At 65.0% G+C, this 14,380-nt stretch carries 16 protein-coding genes; 3 read left to right on the top strand and 13 right to left on the bottom strand.

What is annotated here, in order from left to right:
- Positions 1-2: 2 nt before the first annotated feature.
- From I6L32_RS10075 to nudE, 3 genes are all read right to left on the bottom strand, one after another.
- Complete coding sequence (locus I6L32_RS10075; protein ID WP_124812922.1) at positions 3-1,271, bottom strand: aromatic amino acid transport family protein; 1,269 nt, start codon at positions 1,269-1,271, stop codon at positions 3-5.
- Between the two features lie 411 nt (positions 1,272-1,682).
- Positions 1,683-2,495, bottom strand: a complete 813-nt coding sequence (gene cysQ / locus I6L32_RS10070; RefSeq protein WP_010675709.1) for a 3'(2'),5'-bisphosphate nucleotidase CysQ — start codon at positions 2,493-2,495, stop codon at positions 1,683-1,685.
- 44 nt (positions 2,496-2,539) lie between these two features.
- Entirely contained in the window at positions 2,540-3,148 is a 609-nt protein-coding gene (gene nudE / locus I6L32_RS10065; RefSeq protein ID WP_041213939.1) for an ADP compounds hydrolase NudE, read from the bottom strand.
- A gap of 147 nt (positions 3,149-3,295) precedes the next feature.
- Between nudE and yrfG the strand changes: the two genes are divergently transcribed.
- Positions 3,296-3,964, top strand: coding sequence for a GMP/IMP nucleotidase (gene yrfG / locus I6L32_RS10060; RefSeq protein ID WP_216945031.1), 669 nt, complete (start codon positions 3,296-3,298; stop codon positions 3,962-3,964).
- A gap of 79 nt (positions 3,965-4,043) precedes the next feature.
- On the opposite strand, the gene I6L32_RS10055 is transcribed toward yrfG, so the two are convergent.
- Positions 4,044-5,150 carry an NADH:flavin oxidoreductase gene (locus I6L32_RS10055; RefSeq protein WP_216945030.1) on the bottom strand — a complete coding sequence of 369 codons (1,107 nt, stop codon included), beginning with the start codon at positions 5,148-5,150 and terminating at the stop codon, positions 4,044-4,046.
- A 116-nt stretch (positions 5,151-5,266) separates the two neighbouring features.
- Here I6L32_RS10055 and I6L32_RS10050 point away from each other — a divergent pair, with 116 nt between their 5' ends.
- Positions 5,267-6,172 (top strand): LysR family transcriptional regulator, encoded by a 906-nt coding sequence (locus I6L32_RS10050; protein WP_216945029.1) that lies wholly within the window; start codon positions 5,267-5,269, stop codon positions 6,170-6,172.
- Here I6L32_RS10050 and tyrS read toward each other — a convergent pair.
- Positions 6,167-7,432 (bottom strand): tyrosine--tRNA ligase, encoded by a 1,266-nt coding sequence (tyrS, locus tag I6L32_RS10045; protein ID WP_216945028.1) that lies wholly within the window; start codon positions 7,430-7,432, stop codon positions 6,167-6,169. The genes I6L32_RS10050 and tyrS overlap by 6 nt on opposite strands.
- Before the next feature lie 145 nt (positions 7,433-7,577).
- On the opposite strand from tyrS, the gene I6L32_RS10040 reads away from it, so the two are divergent.
- The gene (locus I6L32_RS10040) at positions 7,578-8,387 is read left to right on the top strand and encodes a helix-turn-helix transcriptional regulator (protein WP_052815529.1); all 810 of its coding nucleotides are present in this window, start codon (positions 7,578-7,580) and stop codon (positions 8,385-8,387) included.
- A gap of 48 nt (positions 8,388-8,435) precedes the next feature.
- Here I6L32_RS10040 and exeN read toward each other — a convergent pair whose 3' ends face one another.
- The 8 genes from exeN to exeG form a co-directional block, all read right to left on the bottom strand.
- Entirely contained in the window at positions 8,436-9,194 is a 759-nt protein-coding gene (gene exeN / locus I6L32_RS10035; RefSeq protein WP_039040581.1) for a GspN family type II secretion system protein ExeN, read from the bottom strand.
- Entirely contained in the window at positions 9,191-9,682 is a 492-nt protein-coding gene (gene exeM, locus I6L32_RS10030) for a GspM family type II secretion system protein ExeM (protein WP_010675717.1), read from the bottom strand. Before exeM ends, exeN begins: the two co-directional genes overlap by 4 nt.
- Positions 9,679-10,863: a GspL family type II secretion system protein ExeL gene (exeL, locus tag I6L32_RS10025; RefSeq protein WP_216945027.1), complete on the bottom strand. Its 1,185-nt coding sequence runs from the start codon at positions 10,861-10,863 to the stop codon at positions 9,679-9,681. The genes exeM and exeL overlap by 4 nt, the downstream gene beginning before the upstream one ends.
- Before the next feature lie 113 nt (positions 10,864-10,976).
- Positions 10,977-12,002, bottom strand: a complete 1,026-nt coding sequence (gene exeK / locus I6L32_RS10020) for a GspK family T2SS minor pseudopilin variant ExeK (protein WP_216945026.1) — start codon at positions 12,000-12,002, stop codon at positions 10,977-10,979.
- A gap of 89 nt (positions 12,003-12,091) precedes the next feature.
- On the bottom strand, positions 12,092-12,733 hold the full coding sequence (gene exeJ, locus I6L32_RS10015; protein ID WP_041211717.1) for a GspJ family T2SS minor pseudopilin variant ExeJ: 642 nt from the start codon (positions 12,731-12,733) through the stop codon (positions 12,092-12,094).
- 44 nt (positions 12,734-12,777) lie between these two features.
- Positions 12,778-13,122, bottom strand: coding sequence for a GspI family T2SS minor pseudopilin variant ExeI (exeI, locus tag I6L32_RS10010; RefSeq protein ID WP_010675721.1), 345 nt, complete (start codon positions 13,120-13,122; stop codon positions 12,778-12,780).
- Positions 13,123-13,196: 74 nt separating this feature from the next.
- Positions 13,197-13,760, bottom strand: a complete 564-nt coding sequence (exeH, locus tag I6L32_RS10005) for a GspH family T2SS minor pseudopilin variant ExeH (protein ID WP_010675722.1) — start codon at positions 13,758-13,760, stop codon at positions 13,197-13,199.
- Positions 13,761-13,807: 47 nt separating this feature from the next.
- Positions 13,808-14,239: a GspG family T2SS major pseudopilin variant ExeG gene (gene exeG, locus I6L32_RS10000; RefSeq protein ID WP_010675723.1), complete on the bottom strand. Its 432-nt coding sequence runs from the start codon at positions 14,237-14,239 to the stop codon at positions 13,808-13,810.
- Positions 14,240-14,380: the final 141 nt, after the last annotated feature.

The raw sequence follows: 14,380 nt of genomic DNA, 5'->3' as shown, positions 1-14,380 counted from the left end.
GCTTATTTCAGCAGGCTGAACAGCAGGGCCGAGACCGCCAGGGCACCGGTCAGCAGGATGAAGCCGTTGACCCAACGGTGACGGAAGCGGGCCAGCGCCTCCACCTTGTAGATGGCCACCACCGGCATGATGAAGAGGATCATGGCGATGACGGGACCGGAGAGGGTCTCCATCAACCCCAGAATGCCCGGGTTGATGATGGCGGCGCCCCAGATGGCGAAGAACATCAGGGCGATGCCGAGCTTGTCCGCCTTCGCCAGCGGCAGGCCGGTGGGCTTGGCGATCAGGCTTTTCAGGCTCTCGCGGGCACCGAGGAAGTGGCCGAGGAAGGAGGAGCTGATGGCGATGAAGGCGATGAGCGGCCCCAGGGTCACGATCACCGGGTTGTCGGTGATGTTGGCGAGATAGGAGAGCACGGAGACGTTCTGGGCCTTGGCCTCGGCCAGCTGGGCCGGGGAGAGGCTCAGCACGCAGGAGAAGACGAAGAAGAGCACGAAGCCCACCAGCATGACGGTGGTGTTGCGCAGGATCAGGCCGCTCTTGGTTTCGGCCTGCTCCCCGTACTCCCGGCGCTGCACATTGGCAAAGCCCGAGATGGCGGCGGCGTGGCTGAAGGCAAACACGGTGACCGGCAGCGCCAGCCAGACGGTGTTGAGGAAGCTCGTGCCTTCAAAGGCGGTCACTTCCGGCCACTGCCACTGGGGAATGAGATAGCAGGAGAGGGCCAGCAGGATCGCCGCCAGCGGGTAGACCATGACGGCGAAGGCCCGCAGCATCGCCTTCTCGCCTGCCAGCATCACGGCGATCATGGCGAACACCAGCACGCCGGAGAGCATCACCCGATCCGGGGAGGCCAGGCCTAGCTGGTTGACCATGAAGCTCTCCACCGTGTTGGTCAGCCCGACGCCGTAGATGAGCAGGATCGGGAAGATGGAGAGGAAATAGAGCGCCGAGATGAGGCGCCCGGCCATCTTGCCGAAATGCTCCTCGGCCACCTCGGTGAAGTCGGCCTGGGGGCGCGACGACGAGAGCACGAAACGCGCCAGCCCGCGGTGGGCCAGGAAGGTCATGGGACCGGCCAGCACGGCGACGATGACGAGGGGCCAGATCCCCCCCAGACCCAGGTTGATGGGCAGGAACAGAATGCCGGCGCCGACGGCGGTGCCGAACAGGCTGATGACCCAATGGGTGTCGTGGCGACGCCAGCCGGTGCTGGCCATGGTGGAGGGGGAACCGGACAGCTCCCGTGAGACGTCTGCAGATAAACTCATCGATAAATCACTTTTACGTAGTATTAAAATCTAAAAACATTGTGCTCTTTTAGCATTTAATTCTCAAAAATGGAGACTGGCAGATCTCACTGGCAAAGCCCTGTTCCACCAGTGAGATTGGGAGGAAATCTCACCCCGAATTATTCAATTAATCCTGATACAAACCAAAAGTTAGGAATATAAAACCAAAATTAAAACCCACGCCGATTTTTTGTTTCGATGAAATGCATGTTTTCAGAATTAACTGAAAATTATGCCAGTGCAGCCAGATTGGATGTGATGATCCACTGCCGTTATCGCCATCACTAGCGAATCTCCCTAAAATCCCCGTAACCAGCCAGTGGATCACACCAATGCAATCAGGCGACCCTGTGGTCGCCTGATTGCATTCTCTGCGAGCTGGTCGACCCGTCAGTGGGCCAGAATGCGACCCCAGGCGAGATCCGGGTCCCCCATCACGATGAAGTCCGGGTTCTCCAGCGACTCGGTCTCGTTGTAGCTCAGCGGTTGCAGCGCCAGGCTGAGGATGCGCCCCCCTGCCGCCTCCACGATGCACTGGGCGGCAGCGGTATCCCACTCCCCGGTGGGGCCCAGGCGCACGTAGCAATCCGCCACGCCTTCCGCTACCAGACAGGACTTGAGGGAGCTGGAGCCGAGCGGGATCAGCTCGTAGTGGATGGCCGGGTTGAGGCGGCGGGTCAGGTTCTCCAGTTTCTGGCGGCGGCTGATGGCCACCACCAGGGAGTCAGGCTGATCGTGTTCATGATGGATGGCGCTGATGGGACGGCTCTCGCCGTTCGCCTCCTTGAAGGCGCCGTGACCGCGCACCGCCCAGTAAAGCAGATCGGATTCGGGGGCATAGATGACCCCGAGCACCGGGACATTGTCCCGCACCAGGGCGATCAGGGTGGCGAAGTCGCCGCTGCCTGCGATGAACTCACCAGTGCCGTCCAGCGGGTCCACCAGCCAGTACTGGCGCCAGTTCGCACGCTGGCTGAAGGGGATGTCGGCCGCCTCTTCGGTCAGCACGGGGACATGGGGAGTGAGCGCTGCCAGCGCCTGTTTGAGGTAGGCATCGGCAGCAAGATCGGCACTGGTGACCGGGGTCGCATCCTCCTTCAACTGGCGTTCGAACTGACCGCCGCGATAGATCTCGTGAAGGATCCTGCCCGCCTCACGGGCGATCTCCTTGACCTCGGGTATCCAGGCCAACAACTCCTGCATGGTGCTTACCTCTGCCTCTGATTGCCAAACAGACCCTCTGCGGGCTAATTTCCCTGCTCCGCCAGCCATTTGCTGGCCAGCAGCAGGGCACTGATGCTGCGCGACTCGGTGAAGTCCGGTCGTGCCAGCAACTCGTCGATCCGGTTGAGGGGCCAGGGGATCACCTCGAGAGGCTCGGGCTCGTCACCGACCCGCTGCTCGGGGTAGAGATCCCGCGCCAGCAAGATGTCCATCCGGCTGGAGAAATACCCCGGCGCCAGCGACACCTGCTTGAGCAGGGTCAGGCTGCTCGCCCCGAAGCCTGCCTCCTCCATCAGCTCCCGGTTGCCCGCCTCGAAGGCATTTTCACCGGGGTCTATCAATCCCTTGGGGAAACCCAGCTCGTAGGAGTGGGTGCCCGCCGCGTATTCACGTACCAGCAGCAGGGTGTGGACGTCGAACAGGGGCACCACCATGACGGCACCCCGGTTGCCGCCGCGCATCCGCTCGTAGACCCGCTCCTCGCCGTTGGAGAATTTCAGGTGAAGGGACTCCACCTTGAACAGCCGGCTCTCGGCCACGATCTCGGCCTTGAGGATCTCCGGCTTGCTCTTGTCATGGGCCATGGTCTCGACACTGAGGTGGACGGGATTGCGCTTGTGGGGATCGCTCATCGGGGGCTGACTGCTCGTTAAAAAATCGTGTTTCAAGAGTAAACGACTCCCCTGCCGAACACCACGGGGCAAAGAGGGGAAAGATGTCTGAAAAATCCGTTATAATGCGCCCCGTTTTTCCCATCACCACAGACATCGCGAGGCCCCATGTCGACTCCCCTGCCCTGGCACCAGATTGATACCGTGTTGCTCGACATGGATGGCACCCTGATCGATCTCCATTTTGACAGCCATCTGTGGCAAACCCTGGTGCCGGCGCGCTACGCCGAGCGACTCGGCCTGCCGCTGGCCGAGGCGAAGGCGCAGATAGACACCCACTATCATGCGGTCAACGGCACCCTCGACTGGTACTGCGTGGATTACTGGACCCGGACGCTCGGGCTCGACATCCGCGCCCTCAAACAGGAGATCCTGGAGAAGATCCAGTGGCGCCCCAACGTCATTCCCTTCCTGACCGCACTCAAGGCCGCCGGCAAGCAGGTGGTGCTCTTCATCAATGCCCATCCCGCCAGCCTGTCGGTGAAGGATGCACGCCTCGGCCTCGCCCAGCACCTCGATCTGATGGTGAGCACCCATGAGCTCGGGTGGTCGAAGGAGAGCCAGCACTGCTGGCAGGCACTGGCCGAGCGGCTGGCGTTCGACCCGGCCCGCACCCTCTTCGTGGATGACAGCGAGCGGATCCTGGCCGCCTCGGCCGAGTTCGGCATCGCCCACCAGCTCGGCATCCGTCACCCCGACAGCCAGATGCCGCCGCTCACCTTCCAGCACTTCCCGGCGCTCGAGGACTACGCCGACCTGCTCCCTCTCGGCGCCTGACACGCACAAGGCCCTCTTCACGAGGGCCTTGTCACATCAGCTCAACAGCCTGCCGAGCGCATCCCGTTCATGAAAGCCCTCAGGCCGCATCGCGCGGGGCCAGCACCCCCATGCCGGCCAGGTAGTCGAGGACGCTTGGGGTGAAGCCGACCTCCGTGAGGTGCGCCGCCGTGAAAGGGGCTGCATGCAGAGGCAGGCCGCGGCTCACCCGTTCCATCCAGTCCGGATTGCCAAGGGCCGCCGTGCCCACCGCCACCAGATCGGCGCCGCCGGCCAGAGCCCGCTCCGCCGAATCTGCGTCGCTAATCTTGCCCGCCACCATGAGCGGCACCCGCCCGGCCAACCCGATCCTTACCGCCTCCAGCAGGGCGCCGCCGTCGGGATCCCCCGCCACCGCCTTGAAGCTGTCCCCCATGGAGAAGTGCAGGTAGTCGATCCCCTCGTCCGCCAGCAGGCGCGCCACCGCCAGCTGATGGGCCAGTTCGATGCCCTGGATATGGGCATAGCTCTCGGGGGAGAGACGCACCCCGACCAGGAAACCCCGGGGTAGACGGGCGCGAATGCCGCGCACTATCTCCACCAGGATCCGCGCCCGGTTGGCGAGGCTGCCCCCCCAGCGGTCGGTGCGCCGGTTGTGCAGGGGGTTGAGGAAGTTGCAGAGCAGGAAGTGGTGGGCTGCGTGCAGCTCGACCCCGTGCAGGCCGGCGCCATGGGCCCGCTCGGCAGCGCTCACAAAGGCATCAATGAGCGTCAGAATCTCCTCCTCGCTCAGCCCCTTGACCCCGAGGGGGTAACGCCCGCCCGGCGCCAGCGCGCACGGGCCGACCGGCGCCCCGTCGTTCAGCTCGGGCAGAGCCCGCATCCCGCCGTGATGCAGTTGCACCACCGCCAGCGCCCCGGCCTGCCGCGCACTGTCGGCCAGGGCCGTGAAGGCCTGCTGCTGGGCGTCCGTCATCAGGGCAGGCTGCCCCGCCCAGCAGCGTCCGCCGGGCTGCACCTGGGTGGCGGCGGCGATGAGCAGGCCGAAGCCGCCACGGGCGCAGCGCGCCAGCCAGTCGAGCTCGGCCTGGCCGGGATCACCGCCTGCGCCGCTCATGTTGTGGGTCAAAGGGGCCAGCACGGCCCGGTTCTTGAGCCGCAATCCGGCTCGCTCGAAGTGGAAGCTGTCGCCCAATGTCTTGTTCATCGTCCTCTCCCGGGATCGCAATGGCATGGCGGCCACTATAAACCCGGGCCAGGAGGATATAATCAGACGTACAAGCAAGACATTCATTCCCAGCAAGACATAATAGGCCACCCCTCATGAGTCACCACAAGCTCGACACCCTCTACCTGATGCGCCTGCTGGTCGCCATCGTCCGCTGCGGATCCTTCGCCGCGGCGGCGTCCCAGCTCGGCATCACCCCGAGCAAGGCGTCAAAAGATCTGCGCCACCTGGAGCAGAGCCTCGGCAGCGTGCTCCTGAGCCGCACCACCCGCCGGGTGCAACTGACCGACGCAGGAGAGCTCGCCTACCGCCAGGCCGACCAGATGATCGCCCTGCACGAGCAGTTGCTGGACGGCCTGCAGCGCCGCCGCTCGGCACTGTGCGGGGAGCTGCGCATCACGGCGCCGGATCTCTGGGGAGAAGTGGTGCTGACCCCGGTACTGCTGCGCTTTCGCGCCGACCACCCGGAGGTGCGGATCATCGCCGACTTCAGCAATACCCCGGCCGACCTGCTGCGCGACAACCTGCACGTGGCGTTTCGCAGCACTGAGCTCGGCACCCAGCCCTACCTGGCGCGCCCCATCGCGGTGGACGATCTGGTGCTCTGCGCCAGCGCCGACTACCTGGACCGCCACCCGCCCCTCACCACACCGCAGGATCTGCACCAGCACAGCCTCATCACCCGCAGCCAGGAGTACGGCCGCCATGAGCGCTGGCCCCTGCTTGCCCAGGGGCGCGAGATCCCTCTCGAGGTAGCGGGCGAGCTGGCCTTCAGCAGCAAGAAGGCGATTCACCAGGGGATGCGCCAGGGACTGGGGATAGCCCGCCTGCCGCGCTACCTGGTGGCGGCCGAGCTGGCCGAGGGGGTGGTGCGCGAAGTGCTGCCGGACTATCGCCCCAAGGGGGCCCATTTCTACGCCCTCTATACCCAGCGCCGGGCCGAGTCGGCCCTGGTCGGCCACTTCCTCGACTACGTCATCGAGGCGCTCACCCCTTCATGAGCAGATCACCAGGTGGTACTGCTTCTTGCCCCGGCGCAGCAGCAGGTAGCGGCCGAACAGCCGATCGTCGGCGGTGAGCGGCTCATCCCGGCGGATCGCACCGTTGACGCTGACGGCCCCCGCCGCCAGCAGCTCGCGGGCGATCCGCTTTGAGTTGGCCAGGCCGCACTCCACCAGCAGGGTCACCAGATCCGTTTCCCCCTTGATGGGGCTGCTTGGCATGCCATCTTGCGCCAGCTGGGCCAGATCGCTCTCCCCAAGGCGGGCTACCTCGCCACTGAACAACAATTCGCTGATGCGCTGCACCGCCGCCAACGCCCCCTTGCCGTGTACCAGTTCGGTCAGCTCGTCCGCCAGCACCTGTTGGGCCAGCTTGCGCCCCTGCCGCTTCGCATCCTCCGCCTCCAGCGCCTCAATCTCGGCCAGCGGCATAAAGCTGTAGTAGCGCAGGAAGCGGTAGACATCCTCGTCTGCGGTACCGAGCCAGAACTGGTAGAAGGCGTAAGGGGAGGTGAGCGCCGGGTCGAGCCAGATAGCGCCCCCCTCGGTCTTGCCGAACTTGGTGCCATCGGCCTTGGTGATGAGCGGCAGCGTCATGCCATAGACCTGTGTCTGATGCAGCCGCCTAGTGAGATCCATGCCGCTGGTGATGTTGCCCCACTGGTCGTTGCCGCCGATCTGCAGGGTGCAGCCGAGGCGCTGGTTGAGCACGGCGAAGTCCTGGGATTGCAGCAGGGTGTAGGAGAACTCGGTGAACGAGATGCCCTGATCCGGACGGGCCAGGCGCTGGCGCACCGATTCCCGGGCCAGCATGGCGTTGACCGAGAAGTGCTTGCCGATGTCCCGCAGAAAATCGAGGGCGGACATCTGCCCCATCCAGTCGGCGTTGTTGACCAGCAGCGGCGCCGCCAGCCCGTCGCTCGCTGGCAGCAGGGCGCTTATCTGGGCCGACAGGCTGGCGACCCAGCCCTGCACCGTCTCGGCGCTGTTGAGGGTGCGCTCGCTTGCCTTGAAGCTGGGATCGCCGATAAGGCCGGTGGCACCGCCCACCAGGGCCACCGGGGTGTGGCCCGCCAACTGGAAGCGGCGCAGCATCAACAGTGGCACCAGATGGCCGATGTGCAGGCTGCCGGCGGTGGGATCGAACCCGCAGTAGACGGTGAGCGGGGTGGCGAGGTGGTCGGCCAGCGCCACCGGGTCGGAATTCTGGGCCACCAGGCCGCGCTGGGTCAGCTCATCGAGCAAGTGAGGATTTGTCATGGAGGGCTCCAACAGCAAGAGAAAGAGGGCCATCCTCGCCGTTTGCGGTGCTGGCAGATATGTCCCCCAGGGGACAGTTTTGCCACTCCCGTGCTAGCATCCTGCCATCGTGGGGAAGCCATTCCCTGACCCGGAGCCCATCGCCATGCCCCCGTCTCCTGCCACGGATACCCTGAGCCTGACCGCCGCCGTCGATGCCCTGCACGGCAGCGGCTTCCCGGCAGCCCTGGTGCGCCTCATCCAGCAACAGGTGGCATTCGACTGTGCCCTGCTGCTCGGGGTGGGGCTGCGCCCCGTCTACCTCTACGACAACCTGCATCATCAGCGGGCCCTATTGTTCGACCGCTACCTCACCCGCCACTTCAGTCAGGATCCCTTCATGCAGGCGCTGGAACAGGGGCTGGGTGCCGGGGTCTGGACCCTGGCGCAGGTGTCGCGGGGGCGGCTCGACCCCGAGTATCGCCACCACTTCTATCAGGCCACCGGCTGGCAGGAGGAGGTGGGGCTGATCCTGCCGGTGCGCGGCGGCCTCACCCTGATGCTGTTTCTGGGCCGCCTCGACAAGCGCAGCTCCCTCAGCCGTGACGAGCTGGCCAGGCTGGAGGCACTGTTCCCGCTGGTCCACTCCCTGTGTCGCCAGCACTGGCGGGAAGAGACACCCCGCCTGGCCCGCAGCCCGGCCAGGTCAGATGGCACTGACCTCAAGGGGGCGGTGGAGCAGGCTATCGCCAGTGTGGGGGGAGATCAGCTAACCCGGCGGGAGCGCCAGGTGGCGGGTTTGCTGTTGCAGGGGCTGGATACCGAGGCCATTGCCGGTGCACTCGGCATCGGCAGCGGCACGGTGAAGAATCACCGCAAGCATCTCTACGCCAAGTTGAACCTGCACTCCCGGGCCGAGTTGTTCAGCTTCTTCCTCAATCACCTCATCACGGCGCCAGCCGGCGCGCCCCCATAACGACACCACCCCGCCGGGGCGGGGTGGTTCAAACCATGGGCAACGCCGTCAGATGCGGCCCTGATAACGCAGCGGGAAGCGCCCCTGCCCATCGGGCTGGCCGAGGAAGGGGAGCCCCTGCTTCATCTGGTCCGGCAGCTCGGGACCCGGTTTCAGGGTGCCCTGGAACAGGTACTGGCGATTGGCCTGCAACTCCAGCTTGCCCAGCACCTGTACCGCCTCCGAGCCCTGCTTGATCTCGGCCACCAGCCGGGAGTCGAGACAGGTGAGCGTGATCTCGGGATCCCCCAGGGCCAGCTTGCCCGCCGGGGTGTCCGCCTGTGCGTCATACCAGTGAAGATCCCCGTAAAGGTTGTCGCACCAGGGAGTGCCCTGGGCAAACTGATCGATCTTGAGCTGCAACTGACCCGTCGCCGTCAACGGGAACGGGGGTCTCATCGGCACCCTCTCCAGCACCCAGGGGGCAGGCGCATTCAGGGTGATGTCGCGCCCGAAAGCGGCACCGTTCCAACCCAGGATCCCCTGCCCGTTGAGTCCGCTGCGCTCGCCAAAGCGCACCGACACCTCGGGCGCCAGCCGCAGCAGGGACCAGCCATCGAGATCCCAGCGCAACTGGGTGAGGGACTCGCTGGCATATTGCACCCGGGCGGCCTGACCGCTCCAGAGGGTGCCGCTCACCCCCTCCAACCGCACCAGATTGGGGGGCAGCGGCAGATGGCGCACCACCAGGGATGCTGGCAACTGGGCCAGCAGGAAACCGAGATAGGCCAGCAGGAAGAGACTGGCGATCACTATTTTTCGCTTCATTGGGAACGACTCAACTGCAAACGTCTGACCTTGACCAGCCCGGGGGCCAGCCCCTCGCGGGCCAGCTCGATGATCTGCACCTGGACGCCGTATTGATCCGAGAGGGTCGCAAGCCAGATCAGCAGATCATCGAACGGCACTGTGTCTATCCATACCTGCAGCTCCTGACCCTGGGGCTGCAAGCGGGCAATCTTGATCTTCTGGTTGAAGGCGGTGCGGTTCACCACACCGTCCAGGGTACCGCCAGTGTCGATCTGGCGCCCCTGTCCCCCCTGCATCGCCAACACCTCCTGTCCCTTCTCCTTGAGCCAGGCCAGGGTCTGCTGCTGGTTCACCACCTGCCGCTCGCGCTCGGCAATGCGATTTGCCACCGGCTGCCAGATCGCCCAGTAGAAGAGCCCGATGAGCAGCACGCTGCCCCCCACCGCCACCAGCCGCTGCTCGCGGGCACTGATGCCGCGCCACCAGCTCTGCAGTTTGTCCATCATGACGACCTCCCCTTGAGCACCAGCGCCCCTTCGACCTTGCCTTCGGTGCTTCGCACCTCACCCTGCTGCACCGCGAAGCGCTTGCCCGCCAGCTCGCGGAAACGTTCGATCTCGGTGAAGCCGGGGGCCGTCACCTGCAACCTCAGCTCGCCCCGGGCTGCATCGAAGCGCAGCACTTCGGGCTTGAGGCCGGGCACCTCGGCAAACACCGGGGCCAGCTCGGTCAGGAGCAACAGGACGCCATCCTGGGGAGCCTGCCCCAACTGCTGGAGGTGCTGGGTCATCTGGCTGCGCACGTTGACGATGCGCGTCTCCCCCGGGAAGATCCGGGTGTAGACCTGCCGGATCTCCGCCTTGAGGGCCTTGTCCTGTTCCGTCAGCTGGTGCAGATGCACACCGCGCTGCACCAGGGCCACCAGCAACAATACGCCTGCCAGCACCGCCACCTTGCGCCACTGCAACCAGTAGCGGGCGTATTCGGTCTGGGGACGATAGGGCCCCTGCAACAGGTTGGCCTGGCAGGTCAGCGCCCCTTTCGCCAGCAACAGCATGGGCAGTTCTGGGTCAGCCTCCTGCCAGTTCCCCGCCGCCATGGCGGGGATGGGAGTATGGCAGTGAAGGGTGACGGGTTCGGTCTGCGCTGCCAACAGCATGGCCAGCAGGGATTCCTCCGCCACTATGCCCTGACGGGGGGCCTGGCGGACCAGCCACTCCTCCCCCAGTTGCAGGGCTGACCAGCCATCGGCGGCGAGCGGCAGCGCCAGCACGTCGGGCAGCAGGTGCAGGGTCTTGAGCCCTGCCTGCTCCAGCCAGCCGAGCCAGGAGTGCATCTTCCCCTTGTCCACCGCCATCAGATCCACCTCGCGGCCCTGATGGCCGAGCACCACCAGGTGCAGATCGTCCACGTCTGAGGCGATCTGCTCCTCCAGCAGATAGGGCAGGGCCGCCGCACTCTGGCGGCTGTATTTGCCCGGCAGATTGACCCGCCGGAAGATAAGATCGCTGCCGGGCACCAGGGTCACCACGGGGCGACCACCGGCACGCTCCTGCAGCTCGCCGAGGGCGTGCGCCGAGGCCAGGATGCCGGAGGCGATGATCTCCTGCTCCTGCGCCGACCAGACCAGCCAGTGCACTGGCTGCTGCGCATTGGTCCCCAGACGGATGACCAGACTCTCGCTCACTAATGTCTCTCCTGCCATGCCCGCTCCTCCCTCAGGGGGGCGGGCGCACAGCCATGGGTTGCAGTCCAATCGGGGGATGCGCAGGGCAGCTGAAACCGCCCCACGCCCCCTTGTTATTCGGCGCCGCCGCTCAGGCGACGCAGCATCACCAGCTTGTTGTCCTTGCCACGCTGGAAGACGGTCTCAAGCCTGGCGCGGGTCTCCCCTACCTCCGCCAGCAGGCGGGCCTCGAAGAAGCTGCTCTTGATGTCCAGGGCGCCATCCAGCCCGGTGATGGCACCCGGCTGAACCTGCAACTGCTCCGTCATCTCCTGCTTGCTCTTCCACCCCTTCTTGGGGCGGCTGGTCAGCACCCGCTTGGCATCGTCCAGCCCGATCTTCCCCTGGTAGAGCCCCACCAGCAGGGCCGCCTGCTCCGGCCGGATGGTGTTGATGTTCACCACCAGCTTGTCATTGGGCAGGGAGCACACATAGGGGGCCAACCGGGCGTACAGGCTGGCGCTCACCCCGCGCACCGCCCGCAATTCGTCGGTGCCCAGCATCCGCTGGTTAGCCACCAGGTAGGGGGGATTGAGTCCCTCGTAGTAGGCATCCTCGGCCCCGTTGCTCGAGACCAGCTGGGTATCCTTGTCGGTCCAGTCGCGGATGGCGTCCGTCAGCTGTACCGCTTCGTAATCATCCACCTCGAGCTGGGCGAGCAGGGCCCGGAACACCTTGAACTGGTAAGGCTGGGCATCGAGATCGTCGCCGTTCTCCCCCTCCTTGAGGGGCACGCTCAGGCTGTTGAGGTTGAAGCAGGATTGCAGATCCCGCACCCGGCCCGAGAGAGTGCCATCCTCCACCGGGAAGACCCCATCCTCCCGCGCCCAGTTCTGTCCCAGACTCACCCGATCCGGGTCATCCTTGAAGTCCTGGTTCAGCACCTTGATCACCAGGGCCTCCGCCGACATGGCATACCACCAGGCCTGCTTGCCCAGGGTGAGGTTGGCAGTGCGGCGCAGCTCAAGTTGCAGGCGGCCGCTCATGTTGCTGGCGACGATCACCATCACCGCGAGGATGAGCAGCACCACCAGCAGGGCCATGCCCCCCTGGCGGCCCAGTGTAGTGCGGGATCGGCCCCGGTCGCGCTTAATTGCCATTGTCCACTCGCTGGCCACCAGCACCGATCAGGAACTGGCGACGTCGAATAGTGCCGTCACCCTCCGTGACGGACAGGGGAAAACGACGATCAGTTACCATTCTCTGCCCTCTGACCACCGGCTCCGATCAGGAACTGGCGACGGATGGTGCCGTAGTCTTCAAGCTCCAGCTCCACCGCCAGCCCGTAGGGCAATAGGTCACGCTGGGTCCACTCCTCCTTCCACTGTCCCTTGTCGTAGAAATAGAGGCGCAGCGCCGTCACGCCGGTCAGCACGGGCTGAATGCGCGGCTCGGTGCCAATGGCCGGATCCGGATAGAGGTAGCTCAACCGCTCCAGGGTCTGCCCCTTGAGACGCCAACCCACCCGTTGCAGGCCGGAGCGCGGCAGTATGCCGTCCGGATTGAGCCAGCCGCCGCGAATGAAGGCCATGCCCCAGTCGTCGCTCTGCTGGCCGAAGCGGGACGCCGCCAGCAGCACCTTGTTGTTCTCGCCGTCGATGCGACCGCTGCGCGGCACCATCTGGGTGACATCCCGCTCCAGCAGGCTGAAGGCGAGCTGCAGCTCCGAGAGACGGGCCTCCTTGCGCTTGGCCACCTCGTCGCTGGTCAGCACCCCTTGCAGCACCTGATAGGCCCCCAGGCTCAGGGTGGCGAAGATGGCGATGGCCACCAGCATCTCAAGCAGGGTAAAGCCGCGGTGGTGCGATGGGTGGGTGTTGCTCTGGATCATCGGCTGACACCGGCTCCGGATCATGGACGCACGTTGATGAATGTTCATCGGCTGAGATAGGTCCGGATCATGGCCACCGGGCTGTCGGCCTTGGGCGCGGTGCGCACTTCCATGTCCAGCGCCCTGAAGTTGCTGTCCGCCGTGGCGACGCCGCGATAGCGCCAGTACCAGGTCTGCCCGGCCATCTCCTCGTCCCCTTCCACCCAGCTGTCTCCCGGCCACTTGCCTTCGAGCTTCTGCTGCACCAGCTGATTCTCCACCACCCAGGTCGCCAGGGTCTTCTGCTCCAGATAATTGAGGCCGGCCAGGTGTTCGCTCGCGGTCTTCATCACCGCCAGCCCGGCGATGGCAAACACCGCCAGGGCCACCATGACCTCCAGCAGCGTCATGCCGCGCACCCGGGCGGGGCCGCCCGACAGAGCGGTGCGACGCGCTAGAACGCCCCCTGCGGGCCTGGTGCTCCTCACTCTTCTTCCTCTTCATCCTGCAACAGGGAGAGACGACCGAACTCGTCCCCCCTGACGGTGCGCAGGTAGTGCAGATCCTCGTCCTGCTGGCTCAGGGTCAGCACGAAGGGAGAGAGCTCTCCCCCCGGAAAGACCAGGATCTGGGGTGTCCGCTCGCGCTCGTCGCGACCCTGCTCCTGGCGTTCGTCCGACGCAGTGCGCCAGTTGAAACCTTCCAGCTCCACCGCCAGGGTCATCCCCTCCGGCAACGTCACCGGCCCCAGCAGCTTGTCACCCGTCAGTGCGCGCCACTTGCGATCCTTGGGATCCCGGGACATAAACTGCCAGCCGTTCTCCTCGACCCGCAGCCCCAGCAGCCTGCCATCCATGACCGAATACTCCTGGGCCTGCTGCAGGGTCGCCATGAAGCGGCGCGCCTGCTTGTCGAGCTCCCGATCCCCCCTGGCGCCCCCCATGCTGAGGGTGACGGCGGTCGCCACCAGTCCCATCAACATGGCCACCAGCAACACCTCCAGCAGGGTAAAACCGGCCTGGTGACGGGCAGAAGAGGCCACCTTCATTCAGGCAGCCCCGGGGTGGCCCGGTGAGCACGACGCGGCGGAATCACTTATTGGAAGTCCTTCAGGTTCCAGTTGCCGATGTCGTCATCGGTCCCGGCTTCGCCGTCCATCCCCATGGAGAAGATGTCGATCTTGCCGAACTGGCCCGGGCTCAGCAGCTGGTACTGGTTGCCCCAGGGATCCTGCGGCAGGCGCTTGATGTAGCCCCCTTCCCGGTAGCTGCGCGGCTCAGGGGATGCGGTCGGCTTGTTGACCAGGGCATCCAGCCCCTGCTCGGTGGTGGGGTAGCGGTTGTTGTCCAGCTTGTACATATCGAGGGCATTTTCCAGCGCCACTATGTCGGAGACCGCTTTTTGCTGATCCGCCTTCTCCTTGTTGCCCATCAGGTTGGGCACCACCAGGCTGGCCAGGATCCCCAGGATCACGATGACCACCATCACTTCCAGCAGGGTAAAACCCGATTGACGACGCTTTTGCATGACTGACTCCCTAACGAAATGAGATGGCATTAGCCATCAACGATTAACTGTTAAACCACGATCGTTCGATTGAATGTGCAGGTTCGAATGGCGAAGCCTATTCGGGCACCCGACCCTCACAGATTCACCATATTGTTGAGC

It is taken from the genome of Aeromonas sp. FDAARGOS 1402, assembly GCF_019046925.1.
Lineage (GTDB): Bacteria > Pseudomonadota > Gammaproteobacteria > Enterobacterales > Aeromonadaceae > Aeromonas > Aeromonas caviae.
The sequence above is the reverse complement of the archived record's forward strand: the minus strand, read 5'-3'. Positions and strand labels throughout refer to the sequence as shown.

What these genes read in the sequence shown, in the direction of transcription:
- I6L32_RS10075 (WP_124812922.1), bottom strand. Translation starts at nt 1,271, where the DNA reads ATGAGTTTATCTGCAGACGTCTCACGGGAGCTGTCCGGTTCCCCCTCC.
- cysQ (WP_010675709.1), bottom strand. Translation starts at nt 2,495, where the DNA reads ATGCAGGAGTTGTTGGCCTGGATACCCGAGGTCAAGGAGATCGCCCGT.
- nudE (WP_041213939.1), bottom strand. Translation starts at nt 3,148, where the DNA reads ATGAGCGATCCCCACAAGCGCAATCCCGTCCACCTCAGTGTCGAGACC.
- yrfG (WP_216945031.1), top strand. Translation starts at nt 3,296, where the DNA reads ATGTCGACTCCCCTGCCCTGGCACCAGATTGATACCGTGTTGCTCGAC.
- I6L32_RS10055 (WP_216945030.1), bottom strand. Translation starts at nt 5,150, where the DNA reads ATGAACAAGACATTGGGCGACAGCTTCCACTTCGAGCGAGCCGGATTG.
- I6L32_RS10050 (WP_216945029.1), top strand. Translation starts at nt 5,267, where the DNA reads ATGAGTCACCACAAGCTCGACACCCTCTACCTGATGCGCCTGCTGGTC.
- tyrS (WP_216945028.1), bottom strand. Translation starts at nt 7,432, where the DNA reads ATGACAAATCCTCACTTGCTCGATGAGCTGACCCAGCGCGGCCTGGTG.
- I6L32_RS10040 (WP_052815529.1), top strand. Translation starts at nt 7,578, where the DNA reads ATGCCCCCGTCTCCTGCCACGGATACCCTGAGCCTGACCGCCGCCGTC.
- exeN (WP_039040581.1), bottom strand. Translation starts at nt 9,194, where the DNA reads ATGAAGCGAAAAATAGTGATCGCCAGTCTCTTCCTGCTGGCCTATCTC.
- exeM (WP_010675717.1), bottom strand. Translation starts at nt 9,682, where the DNA reads ATGATGGACAAACTGCAGAGCTGGTGGCGCGGCATCAGTGCCCGCGAG.
- exeK (WP_216945026.1), bottom strand. Translation starts at nt 12,002, where the DNA reads ATGGCAATTAAGCGCGACCGGGGCCGATCCCGCACTACACTGGGCCGC.
- exeJ (WP_041211717.1), bottom strand. Translation starts at nt 12,733, where the DNA reads ATGATCCAGAGCAACACCCACCCATCGCACCACCGCGGCTTTACCCTG.
- exeI (WP_010675721.1), bottom strand. Translation starts at nt 13,122, where the DNA reads ATGACGCTGCTGGAGGTCATGGTGGCCCTGGCGGTGTTTGCCATCGCC.
- exeH (WP_010675722.1), bottom strand. Translation starts at nt 13,760, where the DNA reads ATGAAGGTGGCCTCTTCTGCCCGTCACCAGGCCGGTTTTACCCTGCTG.
- exeG (WP_010675723.1), bottom strand. Translation starts at nt 14,239, where the DNA reads ATGCAAAAGCGTCGTCAATCGGGTTTTACCCTGCTGGAAGTGATGGTG.